The sequence below is a fragment of the Tatumella sp. JGM130 genome, from assembly GCF_018257525.1.
In the GTDB taxonomy this organism is placed as follows: domain Bacteria; phylum Pseudomonadota; class Gammaproteobacteria; order Enterobacterales; family Enterobacteriaceae; genus Tatumella; species Tatumella punctata.
The window spans coordinates 66,354-91,689 of sequence record NZ_JAERJS010000006.1; the positions used below are offsets into that span (position 1 = coordinate 66,354).

Below are 25,336 nucleotides of genomic sequence, written 5' to 3' on the forward strand. Positions count from 1 at the left end.
GGTACCGCTAAACATCCGGCAGCCGGACACCCTCAGAGTAAAATCGCCCCTGCCTCTCCCCCTGACGCCCTGTCCTGACAGCCGCTCTGCGATGACTCCCCGGCCGCTTTTTCTGCGCCAGTCCACTGATAGTAAAGATAACTTATTATTTTATCAGAAGATAATGCTTATACCGGTGCTCAGCGGCAGATCTTATCGGGAAAACACCGGGCAGGCAGTTTTACGCTTGCTCCTTTGCCGGGAGCTGCGGATACTGGCCAAAGGATACCCTCCGCTACAGATGGCAACCTGCAATCTCAGAACCCCGCAGGTTCCGTATTAACCTTCAGTACCGGACAACGGCTATCCCATAACGACAATAATCAGGGGTTGATTCAATGCTTCAGTTTTCTAACGGTTTTCTGCTGAGCCTTTCACTGTGCCTCGACATTGGTATCGCGAATATTGCGATGCTCACTCTGGCAATGCAGCGCGGTTACTTTTACGGTTTCTGGCTGGGTATAGGCAGCTGTATTGGTGATTTAGCCTATGCGTTACTGGCCATGACAGGTCTGGCTGTCTTACTGAAGTTTGAAGCGGTGCGCTGGGTACTCTGGGTGGGCGGAGGAACAATATTAGTCTGGTTTGCGATAAAGATGCTGCGGGCAGCATTACAACAAACGACAGCGTTGAAGGTCAGTGAAGCCATCGCCTCCGGATCATTACCCCGTGAATTTTGCCGCGGCATTCTGCTTGCCATCTCTTCACCGTCCGCGATTTTGTGGTTTGTCACCGTTGGCGGGGCTCTGATTTCACGGCTGGGTCAGCACAGCATTGCGGCATCCGGCCTGTTCCTCGGCGGATTTTTTACCGCCGGGGTACTCTGGACCTGCACACTCTGCCTGGCAGGCAGTGTCGGCGGGAAATTACTCGGCAACCGCTTACTGACATTTTCCTATCTGGCATCCGCAGTCATTTTCAGCTATTTCGCAATAACGGTTATCATCTCTGGCTACAGGGAATTTATTACCGGTTAAAAAAAGAGATCCCGCCAGATCAGCGGAACCTGCCACAGGTATGATTTCTGTGGCAGGTAAAAGACAGCTTACCGCGCTGGATGATGTCAGAAAGTCATAACTCTCTTACAACCTTCAGGTTATTTTCTGAAAAACTTTACTGTAGCTATGTCGGGTCCTGCGGGCAAATACCGGGTAGATGACTGATGTAATAACAAGGCTGATAACCCATGATAAGTCAATGCCGGGAATAATATTGGTATAAGGCCCCTGAAAGAAGGCATTTTCAACAAAAGGTATTTGTACAAGGATACCAATAAAATAAACAAACATTGTTTTTAGATTCAGTAATCCATAACATCCTCCGTCCGGACTAAAAATAGCACTGACATTATACCTTTGTTTATTAATAACATAAAAATCAAGAAGATTAATCACTATCCATGGTGTCAGGACAGAGATTAATGCCAGAATAAGATTAATAAAGAAAGCAACGAAATGTTTTGATGTTTCAAGTGCAACGATAATACTCATCGATAACACAACAACTGAAACAATTAACCGGGTAATAACTCCGGGAGAGCGCTGTGGGAAAAAAGTATGAGCTGCGGTAATCAGAGATAAGACCGCTCCGTATAAGTTCATCGAGTTATGACAGATAATATTAATTAAAAACAGTATCATTAATACCGGTCCCAGCCATCCGGTGGCATGGCGTACTGATACCATTGCATCACTGTCTGGTGCGATATTCACTGCAATCATTCCGAAGACAAAAGCCAGTATCGTTCCGCCACATGCGCCGAGATAAGTCGCCCAGAAAGGCCTGGCGATCCCTGTGCTGGCAGGTAAATAGCGTGAGTAGTCCGACGTATAAGGTGAGAAACTGATTTGCCATACTGCCCCGATACAAAAGGTCCCGAACCAGCCCGCAAGACTGAAACCACCCCGCAGCCAGAAATTCTCAGGCAGCGGATGTGACAGCATAAGCACCAGACCGGTTATCATGGCCGCCCCCATTACCCATGCTCCGAATTTGTTAATCCGGTGTATAAACCGGTAACCGATAATACCAATGATCGTGGCCAGCATTGCTCCGAGAATGGTTGAGCTCCTGACATTGATATCAGGAATAACATTATTGATTAACTTTCCGGAAAGTGAAATATTTGAAATAAAGAAACCAAGATAAATAACAGTAGTGAAACTGATCACCAGCAATGAACCATAACGACCAAACTGGGCCCGGCTTTGTACCATCTGTGGTATCCCGACTTTCGGGCCCTGAGCCGATGTCAGCCCGAGAAAAATACCACCAAAAAGGTGGCCAGTAATAATTGCAGTCAGTGCAGAAATAACATCAAGATGAAAAGATTCTGTCGCAATAGCGCCACTGACAACTGCTAATGGCGCGATATTAGTACAAAACCATAATGTAAATAAACTGTGAGATTTACCATGCCTTTCTGATTCTGTAACAAAGTCTACCGATTTATCTTCTATTATTCTTTTCTGAGTGGTTTTTTTATTCACATCACCCTCCGGAATTAATGATACTTAATTTTTAAAATAGAAAGACCTTCCTTTAAAAAGTACAAATCCGTTCCGACAAGCATAAGCCTGACGTAATTAATTCATTGATATAAAGCAGAATTATCTGTATGGGGAATTAATTTTCATTTCCCCCATATCATTAACCCCTAACGCATAATAAAGGGGTCATCAATAGGCTCATCACTGGTCCGTAGCCATACCGTTTTCGTGGTCGTGTACTCCAGAGCAGCATCAATTCCCCCTTCACGACCAAAACCAGATTTCCCAAACCCGCCAAAAGGCGCTAACGGAGATACAACACGGTATGTGTTCACCCATACCACACCACTGCGAACTTTTCGGGTCACCCGATGGGCAAGCGTCAGATTACGGGTAAAAATTCCCGCCGCCAGACCATATTCGCTACTGTTTGCCAGTCGGATAGCATCGGCCTCGTTACTGAACGTTAATACAGATAATACAGGTCCGAATAACTCTTGTGAGACAGAGTCGGCGTCAGGACACTGACTGCAATCAAGGATTGTCGGAGGATAGTAAAATCCTTTTTTTCCGACAGGCTGATTCCCGAGGATAAGTTTTGCTCCCCGGGCAATACTGCGGGTCACTACCTGTTCAATTATTTCCTTTTGAGCGGCAGTACACAGCGGGCCAAACTGAGTTTCAGGATCCTGAGGACATCCGATAATGATCCCCTGTGCTTTAGTGACCAGCAGATGAAGAAACTGTTCTTTTACAGTTTCCTGTACCAGTAATCGTGATCCCGCGACACAACTCTGTCCGCTTGCTGAAAAGATCGCAGCGATCTGTGCATTAGCAGCACTTTCCAGATCGGCATCAGCAAATACAATAAAGGGTGATTTTCCCCCCAGTTCCAGTGAAGTGCTGGCGAGGTTTATGGCACTGTTACGGATAATATGCCGGGCCGTTTCGGCTCCGCCGGTAAATGCAATATGATCAATCAGCGGGTGAGAAGTCAGACAGGAACCACATTCTTCAGCAAATCCCGTAATAATATTAATAACTCCGGGGGGAAATCCGGCTTCATCAATCAGCCCGGCAAACGCCAACAGAGGTGTCGGGGCAACTTCTGCCGCTTTAACCACCAGGGTACATCCTGCCGCAATCGCCGGACCAATTTTTACCGCAGACAAAAATAACTGGCTGTTCCAGGGAATAATCGCGGCCACAACCCCCAGTGGTTCGCGCTTTATCCAGGTCTCCATATCAGCCTTATCAATGCTCAGACTACTGCCGTCCATTTTATCCGCCAGACCGGCATAAAAACGATAATACTCTGCCACATAAGCAATCTGCGCCCGGGTTTCGCGAATAATTTTCCCGGTGTCCAGGGTTTCCAGCCGTGCGAGTTTCATCGCATCACGTTCAATCAAGTCCGCCAGCCGTAATAACAACCGCCCACGTGCCCCTGCTGTCAGAGTACGCCAGCTGTCGGATTCAAAAGCCCGGACGGCAGCATTAACAGCATTATCCGTCTCCTCTTTACGGGCTTCAGCAATACAAGCCCAGGGCTCTGCAGTGGCCGGATTCAGAGAAGTAAATGTCGTATTACCGGGAACAAACTGACCATCAATATAAAGTTTGAACGATTCCATCATATCTCCGTTTAACGAAACTCAGGGGCAACATGGCGGATAAAACGTTCCAGGCAGGCTTTCTTACGCTCAAACGTCATACCATTATCCAGCCACAGGGCATATTCGTCATAACCCAGCGCTTCATATTTTTTCAGTCTGGCAATCACTTCATCTGCACAGCCGATAGCCAGATTTTTGCGCATAGCATCAACACTGTAATAATTGCTGGCGGCAATTTCCTCTTCACTCAGCGCCTGAATAAGTCCTTGCCGCACCGGGCGCTGATTTTTAAACCAGGCACCAAAATAGTTATAGAAACGATGAATTTCGGTAGCCGCCTGCCAGGCATCATCTTCATCACCGGCCACATAACCGTGTTGAAGCAACATAATTTTAAGCGGTTTTTCCGGTAAATATTCACGGCATGCGCCATGAAAACAGCCGATCAGGCGTTCTATTTCCTCATCGCCCTGATGCAACGGAGTACACTGGACATTACAGCCATTTTTCACTGCAAAATCATGGCTATTAGGATCCCGGGCCGCGACCCAAATCGGAGGGTGAGGTGTTTGTACCGGTTTTGGTGAGGATGTCGTGGCCGGGAAATTCCAGTATTCCCCCTGATGTGTATAATCGCCCTCCCACAGGGCTTTGATTGCAGGCACTAATTCACGCATCCGCTGCCCTGCCTGCCAGGCATCCATCCCTGGCATTAACCTTTCATATTCGTAAGCATATGCACCACGGGCGATACCAAGGTCGAGACGACCACCGGTGATAAGATCGGTCATTGCGGCTTCACCGGCCAGACGGATAGGATGTGTAAAGGGAGCAATAATTGTCCCCGTCCCCAGGCGGACGTTTCGGGTGCGGTGTGCAATATCGACCAGATTGATAAAAGGATTCGGGGCAATGGTGAAATTCATTCCATGATGTTCACCGGTCCAGATAGCATGTAATCCGCCCTGGTCAGCTATTTCACATAACTGCATCATCTCTTCATATAACCGCTGCTGGTCATCTTCCGCAGAAATTCGTTCCATATGCAAAAACAGAGACAGTTTCATACAACCTCCCGATGGACAGAGTTAGCTAACGGATGGACAGTGCCGCGGGTATCATCACCGTAATACAGGTTATAGTTGCCACTGCGGTATTCTGTGACGAACCTCGTCAGCAACGGTTTCAGTGCTGCATCCGCGAAAGACAGTCCGGTAAGCTGCTGTAGATCAACCCATTCTCCGCCCTGTACCGCCGACAACGCCGCTGTCGTCGGCAGATTACACAAAAAGACGACATGTCGTTGTTTATGCTGCCGGTTCTGCCAGAGGGAATAAATAAAACCGGGGCTTGCTTCGGTAGTCAGTTCGCTGACGATGATCCCCGGGCATTCACTGGCACTGCTTTTCTTAATCTGACGAACCGGCAGCCTGTAGCCCTGCTGTGTTTTCACGACCAGTACTTTTCCTTCTGCTTCAATCAACGTACTGACAATATCCTGCGCGTCGATCAGGGATTCTGCGTTCTGGTAAGGGGTAAAATAGCCCCCGCGGTAATACCCCAGACCCGGCTGAGCATTGGCAGCAAACTGTTTCACTTCACCAATTAAGATCGCATGATCACCCGCATCAACAACCTGATGCATCGCACACTCAAACCAGGCAGCGCTGCCACCCAGTAGCGGTGTCCCTGCAGTACCTGTATGCCAGGCAACCCGCGAAAAGCGATCAGACATTTTTCTGGCAAAAATATCGGACACGTCTTTCTGTTGCTCAGCCAGAATATTAATCGCGAAGTATGATGACTGAACAAAATTGTCAAAGTTGGCCGACCGTTTATCAATGCTGACCAGCAGTAAAGGCGGATCAAGTGATACGGATGAAAATGAGTTAGCCGTAAAACCCTGTGGCTGATCCAGAGGGTCAAAGGTCGTCACAACCGTCACTCCGGTCATAAATGCACCAAAAGCATCTCTTAATTGTTTACGTTTTTCGTCGTCCATCACTTACTCCTTAACTGGCTCTGGCGGGCTGACAATGGCAGTGTCGGGGCTAAGAAACGCCAGGATCTCCTGGTTAACACGTACCCCATCGGTCAGGTTCAGCATATGCCGGGCATTTTCGACGATAACTGCTTTACCAGAACGGGCAGCATCGGCCATCGCGGCTGTCATCTGTGGATTTGAATTGCTATCTTTTTCACCGGTCATCACCAGTACCGGACAGTCCATTTCATTCCAGCGGTCAGAATACACACGATCGCCGGTGGCAAATGCCTGATAGGCCCGAGCGTAACCATGGCGATCAACTTGCTGTAGCCAGGTGCCGACTCTGTTACGCAGCGGACTGTCAGCAGCAGAATCATCGAACCAGCGTTCAAGAGGAGCATCAAGCCTGACATCTCCCTGAGCAAGCTCCTTCGCACGTTGCAAAACGGCCTTGCGGGCTGCCTCATCCCGCTTGTACACGCCGCTGATTACCACGGCATGACTCACCAGCTGAGGGTAATCAATGGCTATACCTGCGGTAATAAGAGCTCCCATCGAGTGACCGGCAATAGCAAAACGTTGTTCCTTACGGGCTTGCAGGAATGATGCCAGCCATTCCACATAATCTTTTAATGTCGCCGGGTGGCTGAAACCGGTACTCTGACCATGTCCCGGCATATCGACAGCAATAACCCTGAAATAACGGCTGAGTTGTTCGGTTTGTAAAAACCAGGTATCGGCATTCATGCCTACTCCATGGATAAGCACTAAAGGCGGCCCGTCACCTTCTTCCAGATAGCTAACCCGGGCGCCAGAGTCAGACAGCTGCTGGATTTTTCTGGTCATGGCCTAACTCTTTCAGGTCGAGGTAACGGTTACCGATGCGATGATGTGGTCGTCCGCCGAGCGCTGCACCAAGAGCAACCACAATTTCATTACTGAAAGGGGCATCATTAATCGCGAACTGCATGGTGAGATAGTGTTCACGGGTGCCTTCATCACTGGTCCCCATCATCGGGATCAGAATCGGAGAATTCGCCGGACCACGGGTGTTATTAAACGCCAGGTATGTTTTCCCCTTAACCGCCGAACGGTAATGGTTCCCGAAATGTAAGGTATGGATCAGGGCCGAAGCATGTTCCAGTTCACCCGCCAGTCCGGTCACGGCACATTTTCCATAGGCGACAACCTTCTCCCCCCCGCCGGCTTCCCGAATAATTAAACCGGTAAGTAACTCGCCCAGTACGGGTGCCAGCTCACGGATTGCCGGTGAAAGGTCGTCCACATAGCCCTTATCAGCCCAGGGGTTAGTCACTACGGCTGCCGCCGCAATCATCACTAGCGGGGAAGTGGCTGCTTTACCACCATCGGAGTAGACAGTTTCGGTAGTCACTATGGTTTTACGGATCTCTGGATGCATAACAAACGCCCTCTAATGTTAATTAATTGTTAATAGCAAGTGCAGTTAATCGATATAACATTGGAATTTATGGTATGTCAAAATTTGGTATACCATCATATGGCATTCTTATGCGCTGCCGATGTGGCTGATAAAACTAAAGAATAAATACTTATAATTCATTACATTAGAATAAAAACCTTTCCCATCGTTATCCGAATAGGGCGCCGGTTCTGTATTGTGATTTAATTCACAATACAGTCAGAAAAATTAAAGAGATTATTTTTAACTTATTGATTATTAATATCTAAATTAATTCAATAGACATATAAACCCTGAAGATGGATAAATTGTGAGCTGCATCATTTTCCCTGCTGAACAACTCACCCGTCAGACGGGATATACATATATGAAAAACAGGACAGGATTGATTTCATGTAAAGAATAGTGCTAATAGTAAAAGATAACGGAGAACATTTTCTCTGCCGAAAAATAGAAATATTCAATACTGAGAAAACCATGGCTGATATTCACTCTCTGAAGATAGAAAATACACCGGTCACTTTACGGGAACTCGCCCTTGAAAAAATAAGGGAGGCAATTATTTCCGGATATTTTAAAGCAGGTGATCGTTTAGTGGAGCGCAGTCTGTGTGACGAATTAGGCGTTAGCCGTACTGTCGTTCGTGAAGTTATCCGTTATCTTGAAGCCGAAGGTTTAATAGAAAATATACCTAAAAAAGGGCCGATTGTTGCCGTATTAAGCTGGGAAATAGCCAGCCAAATCTATGATATTCGCCAATTACTGGAAACTGAAGCCGCTAAGGACTGTGCAGAAATAGCCACCGCTACCGATAAAAAGCAGTTATATAAACAACTGATGCAAATCGCTAAGGCGGGGCAGGCCCGGAACGAAACTGAACAAATTTCGGCATCTATGAGCTTTTACGAAAGTATTTTTTCTATTGCAAATCATACTATTGCATGGGAAGTCGTTCAGAGGCTCAACAGTCGTATCAGCCGTCTCAGGGCGCTGACACTGGCGTGCCCTGCACGTAAGAAAACAGGTTTTGAACATATGTCGCGGATTTATCAGGCCATTGAAGATAATAATCCGCGACAGGCAAAAGAAGCTGTAAAAAAACATCTGACTGAGGCTGCCAGCCTGGCCAGGTCTGTTCTTGAAAACGGAGATAAATAATGTCTGCTTATTGGGTAGCTCACGTAAATATTCACAACCACCAGCAATACCAGAAGTATATTGAACTCGCTCCGGAAGCATTCAAAAAATATCGAGGGAGGTTTATTGCACGCGGGGAAAAAGCAACAACACTGGAGGGAGAGACATTTATAAAGCATGTAATAATAGAATTCCCTGATTATAAATCAGCACTTGAATGCTATAACTCCATAGAATACCAGCAAGCAAAAAAAGAAAGAATTGAAGTAGCAAATGCTATGATAACAATTATTGACGGACTATAAATGACAGCTTAAAAAAACCATAAACAACACGTTTATGGTTTTTACTCCCATAAATAAAACATATATTAAGTCTCTGTAATTCATCATTAAAACCAGATGATTAAATATGAATGTCTGTCATTACAAAATAGTGCAGTGCGCATTACTTCAGTGCAATTCAAGTAAAAAAATGAGAGCAAATCAGCCCTCATCCTGGTCATCATAATGAATTACCGATAATAGCTGTATCGGTACTTTCAATAACTTTTCAGGTCCATGCGGGACCCCGCCATCAAAAGAAAGACTGTCTCCTGGCAACATAGGATAGAGATGTTTTCCATGACGATAAATCAATTCCCCCTGCAACAGATAAAGAAACTCATGCCCGGGATGGGAAAAATTAGGGAACTCTTCACTGGCATCATCCATTGTCACTAAAAAGGGCTCATAGAGTTTCTGTGGTCCCTGAGCATAGCTCAGTAAATGATAAGAGTGACCTGCCTCTGTCCCGGTGCGCACCACCTCCATTCCTTCACCGGATTTAATTAACTGGGCCCCGCGCTTAGCTATATCATAATCACTGAAGAGTTTTGATACGGGTAAACCAATGGCATCACAAAGCCGGTTAAGAATATCAAGACTGGTCGAAACATGGGCATTCTCAACCTTACTCACCATACCTACACTGACCCCGGCGATACGTGCAACATCCGATATTTTATACCCCTGGGAGATACGGCGTTGCTTCAGTGAACGGGCAATATGTTGTTCCAGACTGAGCGGACTTTCGCGCTGACTGACAGTTATTGGTTTATTCATCTGTGGGTCACTTTCTCCGCCATTTTCCTGATATTACCCAGTTCAAACGAAATACGCCGGGCAGTCGCCAGTAATGCATCACGGATCACTTTCCTCTGATGAGGTTCTTCCATAAAAGCATCTGGCCCGGACACATTTATTGCTGCGACAATCTGGTTATGGTGATCCCGTAACGGCGCAGCAATCGCCGTGGCAAAATCAGAACGATGCTCGACCCACCCCTGCATACTGTCCTGCTGTATTGTCTGTTTCAGCTCAGGTAACGAACGGGGAGCTGCTGCAGAATATCCGTCCAGTCGGGTATGCTGATAGAGGCTCTCCAAATCCGTTTCCGTAAGGCCGGTCAACAGAACACGGCCCATCGCACTGCAATGGCAGGGTATACGGGTACCTATCGGGACATTAACCGATAAACGTTGTGACGCAAAAGAACGATAGATATACACCGCATCCTGCCCTTCACGGATACTCAGATGACAGGACATAGAGACGCTATTACGTAATGTATTTAAATGCGGCATCGCAATATCAACCAGATCACGGGAGGCAAGGTAACTGAATCCGTTAGAAATCACCTGAGGCCCCAGCTGGTAGGTGTTTTTAGCCACTTTCTCGAGATAGTTCATCTCAGTAAGTGTGGTCACAATACGATAAATAGAGGATGTGGACACGCCCAGTTTGTCAGCAAAGTCCTGAACAGTGAGTAACCGGTCACGGCTGTTAAACATTTCAATAATGGTCAGCCCGCGAAACAGGGCTGGTACCCTGTAGTCGTTATCAGTGAGCGAAACGATAGACATATACACCTGCGTCGGGTAAATCCGGGCGAATGCCCGGTGATAGGGATGTAAAATAAGGCTTAGTCACTAAACTCCGATACTGCATCCGTCAGTACATCACGGAAGTAAGCTGCCATCGAAGTATCAGTCAGTAGCCAGAACTGTGGCAATTCTGACCTTGTCACGTTAATCACAATAGCGCTGGCACGGGCAACCGAAGTCTGCACCACCGCCCCCGCAGGAAAGTTGTCCCGTGACAAATCTACGGCACAAAGTTTTGCCATCATTTCAGGCAGGAAACTGCCTGAAAGTGCAATACAGGCGTGGGTATCCTGTCGTGGTAACAGGTAACAGGACAGTTCGCTGAGTACCCATGTCTGTGCCTGGTGAGCAATCCGCTGGCTACTCTGCTGATCTGATGAAAGTAACAGATATTCAGTCGGTGAAAGACGGGCCACCAGACAGCCATCATCCTGCCAGACAGCCTGGTTAGCCGTATCCGGCAATGTAAAACCGCGCTGTTTCAGATAATAGTCGGCATGCCGGCCACGAAATCCGGCCCTGCTATAATGGCTGAAATCATCTATACCTGCTGTAAGGTACCCGCCCTCCTGCACCAAATGGTCGAGTGGACCTGCAGCGATTGCCTGTATCGTTTGCATCATTAAAGCTCCTGTCGCTGATTTTCAGCATCATAAAAGGGCACTTTTACCACCCTGGCTGATACCTCTTTACCGCCCTCAGTGCGAATCGTGATCCTTTCTCCGGCGGATGCCTTATCTGCTGATGCATAGGACATGCCAATTATTGCGTTCAGGGTGGGTGAATATTCACATGAAGTGATATTGCCGGTGATCCTGTCGCCTTCAACGACCAGATGCCCCTCCAGCGGCTGAGGTGACCCGGCAGGTAAGCTGAAAGCCACCAGTTTGCGCACCGGCGTCTGTGATTCCAGAATATCTATCGCACGGCGACCAATAAATTCAGGCTTATTGCGGTTAACCGCCCATCCCATATTGATCTCTGCCGGATGGCTCATTCCGTCCGTATCCTGCCCGATAATTACATGACCTTTTTCAAGTCTCAGCAAGCGTTGAGCTTCAACGCCGAATGGCCGGATATTCAGTTCCTTACCTGCTTCTGCTAATGCATCCCAGAGCGCCTGACCGTAACGGGACGGCACATGGATTTCATAACCCAGTTCGCCGACAAAACCGACCCGCAACAGCCTGGCCGGGATCTCTGCCACATGCCCTTCCCTGCATGCAAGATAGGGAAAAGCCGCAGCAGAGAGGTCGATATCTGTACATATTTTTTCCAGCACCTGTCGCGAGTTCGGGCCGGCAAGATTTACCGCAGCCAGAGCTGAGGTCACATTGGTGATATCAACATCCAGTCGCCAGCGGATATTCCATTGCAGCATTGACTGATAGACCCTTGCTACACCACTGGTGGTCGCGGTTACATAAAAATGCTGCTCTCCCAGTCGACAGGCCACACCATCATCAATAACCACTCCCTGCTCATTAGTCAGTAATGCATACCGGGTACGCCCGACCGGTTGTTTGATAAAAGCAAAGGTATACATACGGTTAAGAAATTCAGCCGCATCCGGCCCGCGTAACTCAATGCCTCCCAGGGTCGTCACATCTATCATGCCCACATTGTTACGTACATTCAGGGCTTCTGCCTGTACTGCAGAAGCTTTGTCCCTGAGGGTCTCCGTCCGGTACCAGCCGGGTCTCAGCCAGTTACCCGCAGGCATCATCTGCGCCTGTAACGCCAGATGGCGCTGGTGCATCGGTGTGACACGCCACGGGTCAAAATGTCGTCCGGCAAGATGAGATAAACTTTCTGCGTTCAGCGGTGGCCGTGCTGTCGTAATCCCTGTTTCGCTGACACTACGCCGGGTGGATTTTGCCACCAGCCGGGCCGTCGGCAGGGCCGAATGACGTCCCTGTGAAGGACCCATTCCGACGGTTGAAAAACGTTTTACCAGCTGAACATCCCGGTAACCATGACGGGTGGCATTCACGATATCCCTGATTTGCAGATCTTCATCAAAATCAACGAACTCTTTACCTTTTGGATGGGGAAAAATCGGCCATGGATAATTAATCTGTGGTTTCTCTCCCCCCGCTGCCGCAGGAAGACCGGCCTGCGCCTGAGTAAAGCCGAGTTGCTGTAAGGCTCGATGACCGGCAGTAACCCCATCCCGCAGAACCTCTCCCAGAGAATGCCAGCCATTAATCGACCCCGCAGTGAACATTCCTCCGGGCAATCCACTCAGGGAAAAACTGGCAGTCGCATCGTCATAACTCAGTTTGCCACCTGCCTGACAGGGCAACTGCCAGGCGGGCATATAACCGGCAGACATACAGAGTAAATCGCAATCAATATTTTTCCCTGCTTCCGCCACACTGCCCTCACCGGTGATGACCCGCACTTCCGCGCCTGACACTGCTCCGCTGATGCGATCTTTATACGCTTCATACACAGTAGCATTGGTAATAATCTCAGTACCGGCCGATCTCACACGGCTGACCACCGCCGATTCCGCGACTTCAGCCCGCATATCTACAATTGCTGCAACCTCTACCCCCTGTTCAGCGAGGGTCAGAGCAGCAAAATATGCATCATCGTTGCCTGTCAGTAATACCGCCCGCTGGCCTGGTTTCACCCCGTAGTGAGACATCAGACGCAGCGCTGCACTGGTAAGCATCACCCCCGGTAAATCATTATTCCGAAAAATAACTGGCTGATCGTACGCTCCGGCCGCCACTACCACACTGCCGGCACGGACTTTATACATCCGCTGCCCCTGGATTACGGGCAGATAATGATCAGTAAACCAGCCATTACAGGTGGCATTTTTCAGTAACCGGATACGCGGATGTTCGTCAATACGGCGGGAAAGAGAGTGTAAGACCTGTTCACTTTGGTCCGCATCGGTAGAAAACCGTGACCATGTCAGAGAACCGCCGATAATCGGCTGCTGCTCTGCAATAATGACCCGCGCTCCGTTATCTGCCGCGGTCAGTGCCGCCTGTATCCCTGCCGGTCCGGCCCCGACAACCATCAGATCACAAAATAAATAAGCCTTATCATAATAACCGGGAGTGGCTTGTAAATTGAGCAGCCCGAGCCCCGCTTTCCTGCGGATCAACGGTTCCCAGCGTTTCCACATCCCTGCCGGTTTATAAAAAGCCCGGTAATAAAAACCGACCGGCATAAAACGGGAAAACATTTCAATACGCTGGTCACGGTCATGGTCAAGAGAGCCCTTATAGTTCTGTCCTCTGACCTTTAACCCGTTTGTCACTTTACGGATATCTGCCAGTACATTAGGTTCGTCAGGCAATTGCACGAGGGTATTGGCATCTTCTCCGGCCATGCTCAGTATTCCGCGAGGACGGTGATATTTAAACGATCGGGAAAGCACTTTTCGCCCGGAGGCCATCACGGCACTGGCGATAGTATCGCCATAAAAACCGCTGATTGTTTCCCCTTCAAACGTAAAGTCCAGCGGGCTATTACGTTCGATCAGTCGTCCCATCGGGGCGGAAAGACGGGCTTTTTTCATACAACCACCTCCGGATCCTGCCGGATGCTGGCCGGCAGATCATTACTGTGCGGGTTAGGGAAAATTTCACTGGCATCGAAAGTACGGATAATCTCGTCCGTCAGTGTGTTGCGTTGCGCCAAAAACCAGTAACCGGAAGGAGCATGGAACCACCACTCCGTCACGATACCTGCGCTGTTATCCTCATAAAAGACATAATCAGCCCACTGGCGATCGCTGCAACTTAACTGTTCTGGCAGGGTCTTTAATTCACCGCCATAGACGAATTCACTGATATTGCGCGGCCCATTCAGCGGGCAAAACATAATTTTCATCCTGCACTCCTTTAATGGCTGGCCGCAGTGGCGCCCATTTCGTTAACCTGAGTAAACCTGGCGAAACGCTCCAGCCGGAATGGCTCTATCAGTGCCGGCGTTTTCCCGCCGCTGGCGATCATCTCAGCCATGGTTTTGCCGCAAATAGGCGTTGCTTTGAACCCCCAGGTGCCCCATCCCGCATCAAGGTAATAATTCTGTACCGGGCTTTCCCCCATAATAGGACTGTAGTCGGGAGTCATATCAGTGATCCCTGCCCATTGCCGCATAAGCCGTGCTTTAGCAAGGAACGGAAACATCTCAATACCATGAGCGATCAGACTCTCTTTGAGATCCAGGGTAGATCGGGTGCTGTACAACGGATAAGGATCGGATCCTCCGCCAAACACCACCTCCCCCCGGCTGGTTTGCTGAACATAGCAATGTAATGCTGAAGAGCTGACCAACGGGTCGAGGAAAGGTTTTACCGGCTGGGTGACCATTGCCTGTAAGGGGTATGACACCACAGGTAACCGGAAACCGGCTTTTGCTGCCAGCAGAGAACTATGCCCCGCTACCGCCTGTACCGCACAACCACATCCGATGGTGCCGCGGTTAGTTTTGACTGCCGTAATACGCCCGTCTGTAATCACCAGATCTTCTGCACTCGTCATCTGATGAATTTCCACCCCGCGTTTTGCCGCCTCTTTCGCGTAACCCCAGGCAACAGCATCGTGGCGGGCAGTTGCCCCGTCGATATGCCATAGACCCGCCAGTACCGGTAAATTCGCAGGGTCCAGATTTAACGTCGGTACCAGTTCCTTAATCTGCTGGCGATCTAACATCTCTGTCCGGCCACCAAAATGTTTGTTGACCTCTGCCCGCTGACGGAACGCACGCACAGTACTGTCGGTATGCGCCAGAGTCAGTTGTCCCCTTTCTGAATACATAATATTGAAATCGAACTCACCAGAGAGGTTACGGAACAGCCTGACCGACTCGCTGTAAAATTTTACGCCTTCAGAGGTCAGGTAATTAGAACGAATAACCGCTGTATTACGGGCGGTATTGCCTCCCGCCAGATAGCCTTTTTCCAGTACCGCAACATTAGTAATACCGTGATACTTCGCCAGGTAGTAAGCAATAGCAAGACCATGCCCTCCCCCGCCGATAATCACCACATCATAGTGTGGTTTCAGATCCTTCGGTGCCGGGAGATCGACTTCAGCAGGATAAGCTGATGACAAGCCGTACTTTAATAATGCGAATGGCATAATGAACTCCTTACTTAGCCAGGCTGGCTTAGTACTGCCTGTTGTGTTTGTAATTCAGCGGCTAACACGGTGTTCTGCATCAGGCAGGCAATAGTCATCGGGCCTACGCCGCCAGGTACAGGAGTGATCGCTCCGGCGACCATGCTGACGCTGTCATAATCGACATCGCCGATCAGTCGGGTACTGCCATCAGCAAGGGTAATACGGTTAATTCCCACATCAATAACCAATGCTCCTGGCTTGATCCAGCTGGCTTCTATCATCTGTGGCTGTCCGACTGCAGCAATCAGAATATCCGCCTGGCGGGCAAGCTGTGCCGCATTCTGGCTACGGGAATGTAAGGTGGTCACTGAACAGTGGGCGTGCAGTAACAAGCTGGCCATAGGTTTTCCGACAATATTTGAACGCCCGACCACCACAGCATGTTTTCCGGTCAAATCACCGCCATACTCCTGTAATAGTAATAAGCAGCCCAATGGGGTACAGGGCGTTATCACCCGTTGTCCCTGCAACAATCCACCGGCATTTTGCGGATGAAAACCGTCAACATCTTTTAGCGGTGAAATGGCGCGGACAATCGCAGCTTCATTAATACCTTTCGGTAATGGTAGCTGTACCAGAATACCGTGGACCTGAAGGTCTTTATTCAGACCCTCAATCGTGGACAGTAATTCAGCCTCCGTTAACTGGCTGTCAAAACATAATTCGACAGACTTTATTCCGGTCTTTTCTGCAATACGTAATTTATTGCGGACATAGATCTGACTGGCAGCATCATCTCCGACAAGAATAACGGCAAGGCACGGATAAACTCCCCGTTTTTTTAACTCATCAACCTCCCTGCGGGTATTCTCCAGTAAGGATTCAGCACTTTTTTTTCCATCAATTTTTTTAGCAACAGCCTGAGAGTTTAATAAAGTCGACATCAGAAAATCACCGTTTTATTTTCATCAAGGAAAATGCGATGTTCAGTGTGATATTTCACCGCACGGGCAAGAGCAATTGTCTCGGTATTTCGGCCTGCGACCACCAGATCATTTGGCCGGTAGGTGTGATCTACCCGCTGCACTTCCTGATCAATAATCGGCCCTTCATCAAGGTCTGAAGTGACATAATGCGCCGTTGCACCAATCAGTTTTACCCCACGCTGATAGGCCTGGTGATAAGGTGAAGCCCCTTTAAAACCCGGCAGAAATGAATGATGGATATTTATCGCCTTACCGGCCAGTTTTTTGCATAAACTATCACTGAGAATTTGCATATAACGGGCAAGAACAACCAGTTCAGTCTGCGTTTCCTCAACGATATTTAATAGCTCAGCTTCCTGTTGTGGTTTATTTTCTTTGTTTACAGGAAGATAAACAAAACGGATCCCTTCACGTTCAGCCATTGGACGTAAATCAAGATGATTTGAAACTATCGCGGTAATATTTATGTTTAGCTCACCTTTATTTCTCCGGTAGAGAAGATCTGTCAGGCAGTGGTCAAACTTACTGACCATTAATACGACCCGCATTGGTTTCGCCGTATCAAAAATATCCCATTTCATATTCAGTTTTTCTGCTACAACAGAAAAACCAGGTTTAATACTTTCAATATCGGCACTGACATCATTATCAAAACGGAAACGGGCACGTAAAAAAAGATGGCCGAGATGCTCGTCATCAAACTGAGATAACTCACTGATATAACATTTACTTTCACTCAGGAAACCGGTAACGGCTGAAATAATTCCCGAGTTAGCCGGACAGGTTGCGGTAATGATAAAATCACTGACTGTCGAAGACATAGTAACTCCGATTATATGAAAGGTTAGCTTTATATATAAATAAAAAAAGAACCATGATCAAACAATAGTCACTCGCAGATTCTTATGTAACAGATTTAATTCATATCATCATCCTTGTCCAGTAAGTTTTTAAAAACAGTCCATTTAATTTTTAAAGAAATTCATTATTCAAATATGAAAATCGCTTTTCATATATAAATACTTATCCGCTGAAATTTTATTAGTGAAAATAACTTCACTGTATGAAAAAAAGTGCCCTGAAATAAGTCACCATTTTGGTGAAACAGATTACTCCGCAATTCATCACTGCTAATAGAATTTTAAAATAATCATCAGTTATACGCCGATCAGGCGAGCCTGGAATAAGAAATACCAAAACAAATAACAAAAAATCAATATGTTATAAAAAATACTCCCTGTATCACCGGTTTTGGCACAGCTTCTGCATTTTCCTGTCAGTGAAAAAATATTCCTGACGGGAATGTATCCTGGCCCACGTATCCCAGAGACGTGCCCAATGTCATCGTTTTAAGAGGTAGTTATGTCACCTGAACAAGCTATGCAGTTTTTACAGGACAATAATGTGCGATACCTCCTCGCTCAGTTTGTTGATATTCATGGTGCGGCAAAAACGAAATCTGTACCCGCAAAATGCCTGATGGATGTGGTCGAAAAAGGGGCCGGTTTTGCCGGATTCGCAATATCAGGAATGGGGATGCAGCCTAACGGACCTGACTTTAGTGCTCGGGGTGATCTGACGACATTATCTCTGGTGCCCTGGCAGCCGGGCTACGCCCGTATTGTCTGCAATGGTTATGTGAATAATCAGCCACACAATTGTGATAGCCGTGTGGTTCTTCTGAAACAGGTGGCACGATTACAGGAAAAAGGCTGGGTACTGAACAGCGGCCTGGAACCGGAATTCTCTCTGTTCAGGCGGGGGGAAAACGGCGAAATTTTACCTGCTGACAATAGCGATACGCTGGCGAAACCCTGCTACGACTATAAAGGACTGTCCAGGGTCAGACCGTTTCTGGAGAAGCTGACCGAGTCATTACAGGGGGCCGGATTCGATGTCTATCAGATTGACCATGAAGACGCCAATGGGCAGTTCGAAATAAATTATACCTACAGCGATGCATTAACCTCGGCAGACCGTTTCACCTTTGTCCGTATGGCTGCCGCTGAAATTGCTTATGCGCAAAATTTACTCTGTTCTTTTATGCCAAAACCTTTCGCGGATCGACCGGGTAACGGGATGCACTTCCATCTGTCGATGTCTGACCATCAGGGAAATAATATTTTTTATGACCCGAACGATCCCCGCGGACTGGGTTTATCAAAAATGGCCTATCACTTTATGGCCGGTATGCTACATCACGCAAAAGCCCTGTGCGCTTTTGCCGCCCCTACCGTTAACTCCTACAAACGTTTAACCGGCGGAGGATCGGCAACCGGTGCTACCTGGGCACCGGTATTTATTACCTATGGCGATAATAATCGCTCCGCCATGATACGCATTCCTCATGGCCGCCTTGAATTACGGTTGCCAGATACGGGAGCAAATCCTTATTTAGTGCATGCGGCGATCATTGCAGCCGGACTGGATGGCGTGGCTCGTCAACTCGATCCGGGTAAAGGCCAGAGTGGAAATCTTTATGCTTTCACTCCGCAGGAGTGCCGGCGTGAAGGGATTGAACTGCTGCCGCAGAATCTGAAAGAAGCTCTCGATGAACTGGAGCGCGATGAAATCCTTCGGGAAAGCATGGGGCCGGAAATTGTCGATGAATTTATCAAGGTCAAACGCCAGGAATGGCACGAGTATCACCGTCATGTTAGCGAGTGGGAAACACGCCGCTACCTTGAATTCTTTTAATTGTAACGCCGAAAAGTAAAGGAAATCCTATGTGTGGAATTGTCGGTCTCTACTTTAAAAATGCTTCCCTCGAACAACAGCTCGGCAAACTCTTTCGTCCGATGCTGATTTCGATGACTGAACGTGGCTGTGATAGTGCAGGGTTTGCCATCTACGGTGATGAATATGACGGTGGCATAAAACTGACCCTGCGTTCTGATAATCCGGACTTTGACTGGAACAGCCTGGCTGATCGTCTGGCAACCGAGTTTGGGGCGCTGGATGGCTGGTTCCGTAATAACAGTGTTGCTGTCTTTAAATTACCGGCCAGCGAATCACAGGCATTATCCTGGCTGGCACTGCATGCACCGGAAGCAGACGTACTTAGCGCCGGACACAGTATCGAAATACTGAAAGGCGTCGGTTTACCTGCCGAAGTTGCTGATAAATATTCTCTGGAACAGATGAAAGGCAGCCATGCTATCGGTCATACCCGACTTGCGACTGAAAGTGCCGTAACCATTGAAGGCAGTCATCCTTTTTCTACCGGGATGGATCTCTGTCTGGTGCATAACGGCTCACTTTCCAACCATAACCGGTTACGAGAAAAACTGAAACGTGAAGGGATCCACTTCAAAACTGAGAACGATTCTGAAGTTGCTGCCGGTTATTTAGCATGGCGCTTATCACAAGGTGATTCACTGAAAACCTCCCTTGAACATGCCCTGAAAGATCTTGATGGCTTTTTCACATTCACTATTGGTACCCGTGACGGATTTGCAGTACTGCGTGATCCGATCGCCTGCAAGCCGGCCGTGATTGCCGAAACAGATGATTATGTGGCAATGGCATCAGAGTACCGTGCACTGGCCAACTTGCCGGGAATTAAAGATGCCAGAGTCTGGGAACCTGAACCGGCAAAACTGTATGTATGGGAACGTGGCGTGACACAGTCTGAAGGAGCGGTATAACAATGAAAACTTACGATTTAACTCAGGGTGTACGTGAACTCAATCAGGCTCTGCATGATGCAGACTGCACAGCAGAAACCAAACAGTGGCAGGTCATTAACCCCGATGGTGCGCACAATATCGCCTGCGGCGTAAATGCTGATGTCAGTATTAATATCGATGGTCATGCCGGTTATTACTGTGCCGGGATGAATCAGCAAGCATCCGTCACAATTAATGGTAATGCCGGTGTCGGACTCGCAGAAAACATCATGTCAGGTACTGTCCGGGTGAAAGGAGATGCTTCCCAATCGGCGGGAGCTACCGGCAATGGCGGTCTGCTGATTATTGAAGGAAATGCGGCTGCACGATGTGGTATTTCCATGAAAGGTATCGATATTGTCGTTAAAGGTAATATTGGTCCAATGAGTGCATTTATGGCCCAGGCAGGATGCCTGGTCGTGTGTGGTGATGCGGGAGAAGCTCTGGGGGATTCCCTGTATGAAGCCCGTATTTATGTAAAAGGAAAAGTCGCGTCTCTGGGCGCTGATTGTGTACAGAAAGAGATGCGGCCGGAACATATTGAAGAGCTGGGGCTGTTATTACAACAGGCAGGGTTTGATGAATCACCCACGCTATTCACCCGCTATGGATCAGCACGGCAACTCTACAATTTTAAAGTGGATAACGCGTCCGCGTACTAATAAAGGAACATAATATGACTGATAAATATAATCCGGCGTTACGCGAATCCGCCACCTATAACCGTACCGTCATTGCAGAAATTCAGCGGGCCGCAGAAACCGGAATTTATGATATTCGCGGCTGGGGGGCCAAACGCAAGGTCCCGCACTTCGATGACTTGCTATTCCTCGGGGCCAGTATGTCCCGCTATCCCCTGGAAGGTTATCGCGAAAAATGCAGTACCGAAGTCGTACTGGGAAGCCGTTATGCTAAAAAACCGCTGGTGATCAGCACCCCGGTAACTATCGCAGGCATGAGCTTCGGTGCTCTGTCAGCGCAGGCTAAAGAAGCGCTGGGCCGTGGCGCTTCAGCGGTAGGTACTTCAACCACCACCGGAGACGGTGGTATGACAGCAGAAGAGCGTGGTCAGTCCAGTAAACTGGTATATCAGTACCTTCCGTCACGTTATGGCATGAACCCTGATGATCTGCGTAAAGCCGATGCGATTGAAGTTGTTTTGGGTCAGGGTGCAAAACCGGGCGGCGGCGGGATGTTGCTGGGACAGAAAATATCAGAACGTGTGGCAAAAATGCGTTGTCTGCCGCAAGGCATTGACCAGCGTAGTGCCTGCCGCCACCCGGACTGGACCGGCCCGGATGACCTGGCAATCAAAATTGCCGAACTGCGGGAAATTACTGACTGGCAGGTACCCATTTATGTCAAAGTCGGCGCAACACGTACCTACTATGATGTCAAGCTGGCAGTTCAGGCCGGCGCAGACGTTGTAGTCGTGGACGGTATGCAAGGGGGGACTGCAGCAACCCAGGATGTGTTTATTGAGCATGTAGGTATTCCTACGATGGCTGCGATACCTCAGGCAGTACAGGCATTACAGGAACTGGGGATGCATCGTGAAGTGCAGCTGATTATCTCGGGCGGGATCCGTAATGGCGCCGATGTTGCAAAAGCTATTGCCCTCGGTGCCGATGCTGTTGCTATTGGGACGGCCGCATTGATTGCACTCGGTGATAATAACCCGCGTTATGCCGAAGAGTACCAGCAACTCGGTTCTGCCGCCGGCTTTTATGATGACTTCCAGGAGGGCAAAGATCCGGCAGGGATTACCACCCAGGATCCGACACTGAGCCAGAGACTCGATCCGATCATTGCCGGAAAAAAACTGGCTAACTACCTGCGGGTGCTGACTCTTGAGGCACAAACCCTCGCCAGAGCCTGCGGTAAATCGCACCTGCATAACCTGGAACCTGAAGACCTTGTCGCGCTGAATGTTGAGGCTGCAGCCATGGCACGGGTTCCTCTGGCCGGAACACACTGGATCCCCGGCCAGCAATATAAATAACCCCGCTTCCTGTTACGGGCCTCAGTGACAGAGGCCCGTTAATCTGTCACTACTGAGGTACCTCATGAAACAAACAATGCTGCTGGCGTTGCCGGTTTTACTGTGCAGTTTTCCGGTATTCGCTGCACCTGTATTAAACAGTGGTGATACAGCGTTTATGTTTATCACGGCCTCACTGGTATTGCTGATGACATTACCGGGACTGGCCCTGTTTTACGGCGGGATGGCACAAAGTAAAAATGTATTATCCGTATTAACGCAAGTATTTAGCGTCACGGCACTGACTGGCGTTATTTTTGTTTTGTATGGCTACAGCTTTTCATTTACCGATGGTCACTCACTAAACCCTGTAATTGGCAGTGGTCAGAAAGTTTTTCTGCGGAATATCACTACAGATTCCCTCACCGGTACCGTACCGGAATATGTTTATGTCTTCTTTATGCTGACTTTTGCTGCCATCACTCCGGCGCTAATTACCGGCGCATTTGCTGAACGGATACGCTTCTCTTCGATGCTGGTTTTTATTACTCTGTGGGCCACTATTAACTATATCCCGCTGGCACATATGGCCTGGGGCGGCGGCTGGATCGCTGCATTGTCGGTACAGGATTTTGCCGGGGGCGATGTTGTACATATTAATTCCGGGGTAGCCGCCCTGACGGCTGCAATCATGATTGGCCGTCGTCAGCAATTTCGGACATCCGCACTGATTCCCCACAATATGACAATGACGATGACCGGCGGCTCTCTGCTGATGCTCGGCTGGCTGGGTTTTTGCGGCGGCTGTGCGCTGGCAGCTAACGGTTACAGTATGCTGGTGATTCTTAATACCCTGCTGGGCGGATTCGGAGGAGCGCTGTCCTGGATGCTTCTCGAATGGCGGATTCATAAACGTCCCGGTTTACTTGGCATTATTACCGGTGCCGTGGCGGGGATGGTCGGAATTACTCCGGCCTGCGGATATACCGGACCTGCCGGGGCAATCTGTGTCGGCTTACTGACCGCGCCTGTGTGTCTGTTTTTTATTGGCCGAATTAAACAACGTCTGAATATTGACGACGCCTTCGATGTCTTCGCTATTCATGGTATCGGCGGTATTGTCGGGGGAATACTGACCCCCGTGTTTGCCCTGACCCTTCTGGGAGGAAGCGGTTTTTCTGCCGGACGTCACCTTACGGAACAATTACTGGTGAATGTCGGAGTCATTCTGTTTACTCTCGTCTTTTCTGCACTGACCAGCTGGATTGCTTTAATGCTGGCGGCAAAAATATGCGGCGGATTGCGCACCAGCCGTGAAAACGAAACAGAAGGCCTGGATATTACAGAACACGGTGAAACCGGATATCGTTTCGGTAATAACTAGCCCACAGCCTGTCAGTGATCAGGAAAATCTTTCACTGACAGGCTATTCACTCCGCCCATAACAACAAACACACCGTGCCCGCGCTGCTATTCTGCAAATTTTTCTCCCCAGTCACGCATGCTCAGTAATACAGGTTCAAGGCTCTTTCCCAGCCTGGTCAGTGAATATTCGACACGGGGAGGGACTTCCGGATAAATTTTGCGGGTAACTATCCCATCAGCTTCCAGTTCACGCAATTGCAGTGTCATCATTCTGGGTGTGGCAGATGCTGTTCGCCTGCATAACTGGTTAAACCTTAAGGTTCCGCCAAGAAGATGGAATAAAATCACGGGCTTCCAGACACCGCCAATCACAGACAACGTAACTTCAACGGCACACCCGGTACGCTGAGGTTTCCGTATCCGTGATTTACTCACTGTTTTATTCTGCTCTTCACTATCATTCATGATACTACCTGCTTTATTTGTACGTACTTACAATAAATATATTTTCCTGTCAGGCTACTCTTTTTACAAGGAGCATCATTATGAAAGGCTATATCCTGACAGGAAATATTTCACCGGCACTTCATCTGACAGAGTTACCGGCACCGGAACCCGGCGAAGAACAGGTGCGAGTAGATATAAAAGCGGTTTCTCTGAACTACCGTGATCTGCTGGTCGCAGAGCAGACACAAGGAGATATTCCTCTTTCCGACGGAGCCGGCGTTATCAGTGCAGTTGGTTCAAAAGTCACCGGATTAAAGGTCGGTGACCGGGTGGTGATCGGTTTTATGCCCGGCTGGGCAGAAGGCGAATTTTCTGCAGAAAAGCAGGCCAGCTCCCTCGGCGGGCCGGGAGTTAATGGTGTGCTGACAGAACAGGTCAGGGTACCGGCTTCCGGTGTCACCCTTATCCCGGACAGCATGTCATTCGAACAGGCCGCCACCTTGCCGTGTGCCGGTGTCACTGCATGGTCAGCACTGTTTGAACGTCGTCCGTTGCAACCCGGGGAAACCGTCTTACTGCTGGGTACCGGAGGGGTTTCTGTGTTCGCACTTCAGCTGGCAAAACTGGCGGGAGCGCGCGTCATTATCACCTCTTCTTCCGATGAGAAACTACAACGGGCGAAAGCTCTGGGGGCGGATTACACCATCAATTATAAAACGAACCCTGCATGGGCTGATGAGGTTCTGTCACTGACCAACGGCACAGGCGCAGACTTAACAGTAGATGTTGCCGGTCCTCAGACATTAAATGACTCCCTGAAAGCGACCCGGTTTGGCGGACGTATCTCTCTGATGGGCGTACTCACCGGTTTCAGAGGTCCCATTGATACACTGTCTGTTCTTGAGAAACGTATCACACTGCAAGGGATTTATGTCGGCCCTGTCAGTACTCTCAGCTCACTGGTCAGGACCGGTATCGAGCCTTATATTGATCAGGTTTTTGACTTCTGCGAAGCAGAGTCTGCCTATACAACGCTGAGAGAGAAGAGCCATTTCGGTAAACTGGTCATTCGTATTTAGTATCCAAAGGTATAAACCGGCCGGAGCCTAATCTCCTCCGCCACGAGTAAAAAGGCGGCAACGTTATCCGCTGCCGCCTGTGTGCTC

General features: G+C 48.7%; 24 protein-coding genes. 9 read left to right on the plus strand and 15 right to left on the minus strand.

What is annotated here, in order from left to right:
* Positions 1-377: 377 nt before the first annotated feature.
* The gene (locus tag JK211_RS04535; RefSeq protein ID WP_212707487.1) at positions 378-1,016 is read left to right on the plus strand and encodes a LysE family translocator; all 639 of its coding nucleotides are present in this window, start codon (positions 378-380) and stop codon (positions 1,014-1,016) included.
* A 114-nt stretch (positions 1,017-1,130) separates the two neighbouring features.
* Here the strand turns inward: JK211_RS04535 and JK211_RS04540 are convergent, their stop codons facing one another.
* From JK211_RS04540 to JK211_RS04565, 6 genes are all read right to left on the minus strand, one after another.
* Positions 1,131-2,528 carry a cytosine permease gene (locus tag JK211_RS04540; RefSeq protein ID WP_212707488.1) on the minus strand — a complete coding sequence of 466 codons (1,398 nt, stop codon included), beginning with the start codon at positions 2,526-2,528 and terminating at the stop codon, positions 1,131-1,133.
* Positions 2,529-2,695: 167 nt separating this feature from the next.
* The gene (locus tag JK211_RS04545; protein WP_249213044.1) at positions 2,696-4,165 is read right to left on the minus strand and encodes an aldehyde dehydrogenase; all 1,470 of its coding nucleotides are present in this window, start codon (positions 4,163-4,165) and stop codon (positions 2,696-2,698) included.
* Positions 4,166-4,173: 8 nt separating this feature from the next.
* Positions 4,174-5,211: an LLM class flavin-dependent oxidoreductase gene (locus JK211_RS04550; RefSeq protein ID WP_212707489.1), complete on the minus strand. Its 1,038-nt coding sequence runs from the start codon at positions 5,209-5,211 to the stop codon at positions 4,174-4,176.
* On the minus strand, positions 5,208-6,146 hold the full coding sequence (locus JK211_RS04555; protein WP_212707490.1) for a flavin reductase family protein: 939 nt from the start codon (positions 6,144-6,146) through the stop codon (positions 5,208-5,210). The genes JK211_RS04550 and JK211_RS04555 overlap by 4 nt, the downstream gene beginning before the upstream one ends.
* A 3-nt stretch (positions 6,147-6,149) precedes the next feature.
* On the minus strand, positions 6,150-6,977 hold the full coding sequence (locus JK211_RS04560; protein WP_212707491.1) for an alpha/beta fold hydrolase: 828 nt from the start codon (positions 6,975-6,977) through the stop codon (positions 6,150-6,152).
* Positions 6,949-7,551, minus strand: a complete 603-nt coding sequence (locus tag JK211_RS04565; protein ID WP_212707492.1) for an amino acid synthesis family protein — start codon at positions 7,549-7,551, stop codon at positions 6,949-6,951. The genes JK211_RS04560 and JK211_RS04565 overlap by 29 nt, the downstream gene beginning before the upstream one ends.
* A 498-nt stretch (positions 7,552-8,049) precedes the next feature.
* Between JK211_RS04565 and JK211_RS04570 the strand changes: the two genes are divergently transcribed.
* On the plus strand, positions 8,050-8,730 hold the full coding sequence (locus JK211_RS04570; protein WP_212707493.1) for a GntR family transcriptional regulator: 681 nt from the start codon (positions 8,050-8,052) through the stop codon (positions 8,728-8,730).
* The gene (locus JK211_RS04575; protein WP_212707494.1) at positions 8,730-9,014 is read left to right on the plus strand and encodes a DUF1330 domain-containing protein; all 285 of its coding nucleotides are present in this window, start codon (positions 8,730-8,732) and stop codon (positions 9,012-9,014) included. Before JK211_RS04570 ends, JK211_RS04575 begins: the two co-directional genes overlap by 1 nt.
* Positions 9,015-9,194: 180 nt before the next feature.
* On the opposite strand, the gene JK211_RS04580 is transcribed toward JK211_RS04575, so the two are convergent.
* Genes JK211_RS04580 through purU form a run of 8 tightly spaced genes read right to left on the minus strand, consistent with a single transcriptional unit; the run spans position 9,195 to position 17,530 of the window.
* Complete coding sequence (locus tag JK211_RS04580) at positions 9,195-9,812, minus strand: XRE family transcriptional regulator (protein WP_212707495.1); 618 nt, start codon at positions 9,810-9,812, stop codon at positions 9,195-9,197.
* Positions 9,809-10,612, minus strand: coding sequence for an IclR family transcriptional regulator (locus JK211_RS04585; protein WP_212707496.1), 804 nt, complete (start codon positions 10,610-10,612; stop codon positions 9,809-9,811). Before JK211_RS04585 ends, JK211_RS04580 begins: the two co-directional genes overlap by 4 nt.
* 59 nt (positions 10,613-10,671) lie before the next feature.
* Complete coding sequence (locus JK211_RS04590) at positions 10,672-11,256, minus strand: sarcosine oxidase subunit gamma family protein (protein WP_212707497.1); 585 nt, start codon at positions 11,254-11,256, stop codon at positions 10,672-10,674.
* On the minus strand, positions 11,256-14,174 hold the full coding sequence (locus JK211_RS04595; protein ID WP_212707498.1) for a 2Fe-2S iron-sulfur cluster-binding protein: 2,919 nt from the start codon (positions 14,172-14,174) through the stop codon (positions 11,256-11,258). Before JK211_RS04595 ends, JK211_RS04590 begins: the two co-directional genes overlap by 1 nt.
* Positions 14,171-14,488 (minus strand): sarcosine oxidase subunit delta, encoded by a 318-nt coding sequence (locus JK211_RS04600; RefSeq protein WP_212707499.1) that lies wholly within the window; start codon positions 14,486-14,488, stop codon positions 14,171-14,173. Before JK211_RS04600 ends, JK211_RS04595 begins: the two co-directional genes overlap by 4 nt.
* Positions 14,489-14,499: 11 nt before the next feature.
* Positions 14,500-15,741 carry an FAD-dependent oxidoreductase gene (locus tag JK211_RS04605; protein WP_212707500.1) on the minus strand — a complete coding sequence of 414 codons (1,242 nt, stop codon included), beginning with the start codon at positions 15,739-15,741 and terminating at the stop codon, positions 14,500-14,502.
* A gap of 14 nt (positions 15,742-15,755) precedes the next feature.
* Positions 15,756-16,667 carry a bifunctional 5,10-methylenetetrahydrofolate dehydrogenase/5,10-methenyltetrahydrofolate cyclohydrolase gene (locus JK211_RS04610; protein ID WP_212707501.1) on the minus strand — a complete coding sequence of 304 codons (912 nt, stop codon included), beginning with the start codon at positions 16,665-16,667 and terminating at the stop codon, positions 15,756-15,758.
* Positions 16,667-17,530 carry a formyltetrahydrofolate deformylase gene (purU, locus tag JK211_RS04615; protein ID WP_212707502.1) on the minus strand — a complete coding sequence of 288 codons (864 nt, stop codon included), beginning with the start codon at positions 17,528-17,530 and terminating at the stop codon, positions 16,667-16,669. The genes JK211_RS04610 and purU overlap by 1 nt, the downstream gene beginning before the upstream one ends.
* A 541-nt stretch (positions 17,531-18,071) precedes the next feature.
* On the opposite strand from purU, the gene glnT reads away from it, so the two are divergent.
* The 5 genes from glnT (at position 18,072) to JK211_RS04640 (ending at position 23,742) form a co-directional block, all read left to right on the plus strand.
* A complete protein-coding gene (glnT, locus tag JK211_RS04620; protein ID WP_212707503.1) occupies positions 18,072-19,406 on the plus strand; it encodes a type III glutamate--ammonia ligase in 1,335 nt (444 codons plus the stop codon).
* 29 nt (positions 19,407-19,435) lie between these two features.
* Complete coding sequence (locus JK211_RS04625) at positions 19,436-20,356, plus strand: glutamine amidotransferase family protein (RefSeq protein ID WP_212707504.1); 921 nt, start codon at positions 19,436-19,438, stop codon at positions 20,354-20,356.
* 2 nt (positions 20,357-20,358) lie between these two features.
* Positions 20,359-21,039 carry a protein glxC gene (locus JK211_RS04630; RefSeq protein WP_212707505.1) on the plus strand — a complete coding sequence of 227 codons (681 nt, stop codon included), beginning with the start codon at positions 20,359-20,361 and terminating at the stop codon, positions 21,037-21,039.
* 14 nt (positions 21,040-21,053) lie between these two features.
* Positions 21,054-22,379, plus strand: coding sequence for an FMN-binding glutamate synthase family protein (locus JK211_RS04635; protein ID WP_212707506.1), 1,326 nt, complete (start codon positions 21,054-21,056; stop codon positions 22,377-22,379).
* Between the two features lie 64 nt (positions 22,380-22,443).
* Positions 22,444-23,742: an ammonium transporter gene (locus JK211_RS04640; RefSeq protein WP_249213756.1), complete on the plus strand. Its 1,299-nt coding sequence runs from the start codon at positions 22,444-22,446 to the stop codon at positions 23,740-23,742.
* A gap of 86 nt (positions 23,743-23,828) precedes the next feature.
* Here JK211_RS04640 and JK211_RS04645 read toward each other — a convergent pair whose 3' ends face one another.
* Complete coding sequence (locus tag JK211_RS04645) at positions 23,829-24,188, minus strand: helix-turn-helix domain-containing protein (RefSeq protein WP_212707507.1); 360 nt, start codon at positions 24,186-24,188, stop codon at positions 23,829-23,831.
* A gap of 80 nt (positions 24,189-24,268) precedes the next feature.
* Here JK211_RS04645 and JK211_RS04650 point away from each other — a divergent pair, with 80 nt between their 5' ends.
* On the plus strand, positions 24,269-25,249 hold the full coding sequence (locus JK211_RS04650; protein ID WP_212707508.1) for an NAD(P)-dependent alcohol dehydrogenase: 981 nt from the start codon (positions 24,269-24,271) through the stop codon (positions 25,247-25,249).
* The last annotated feature ends 87 nt before the right edge of the window (positions 25,250-25,336 follow it).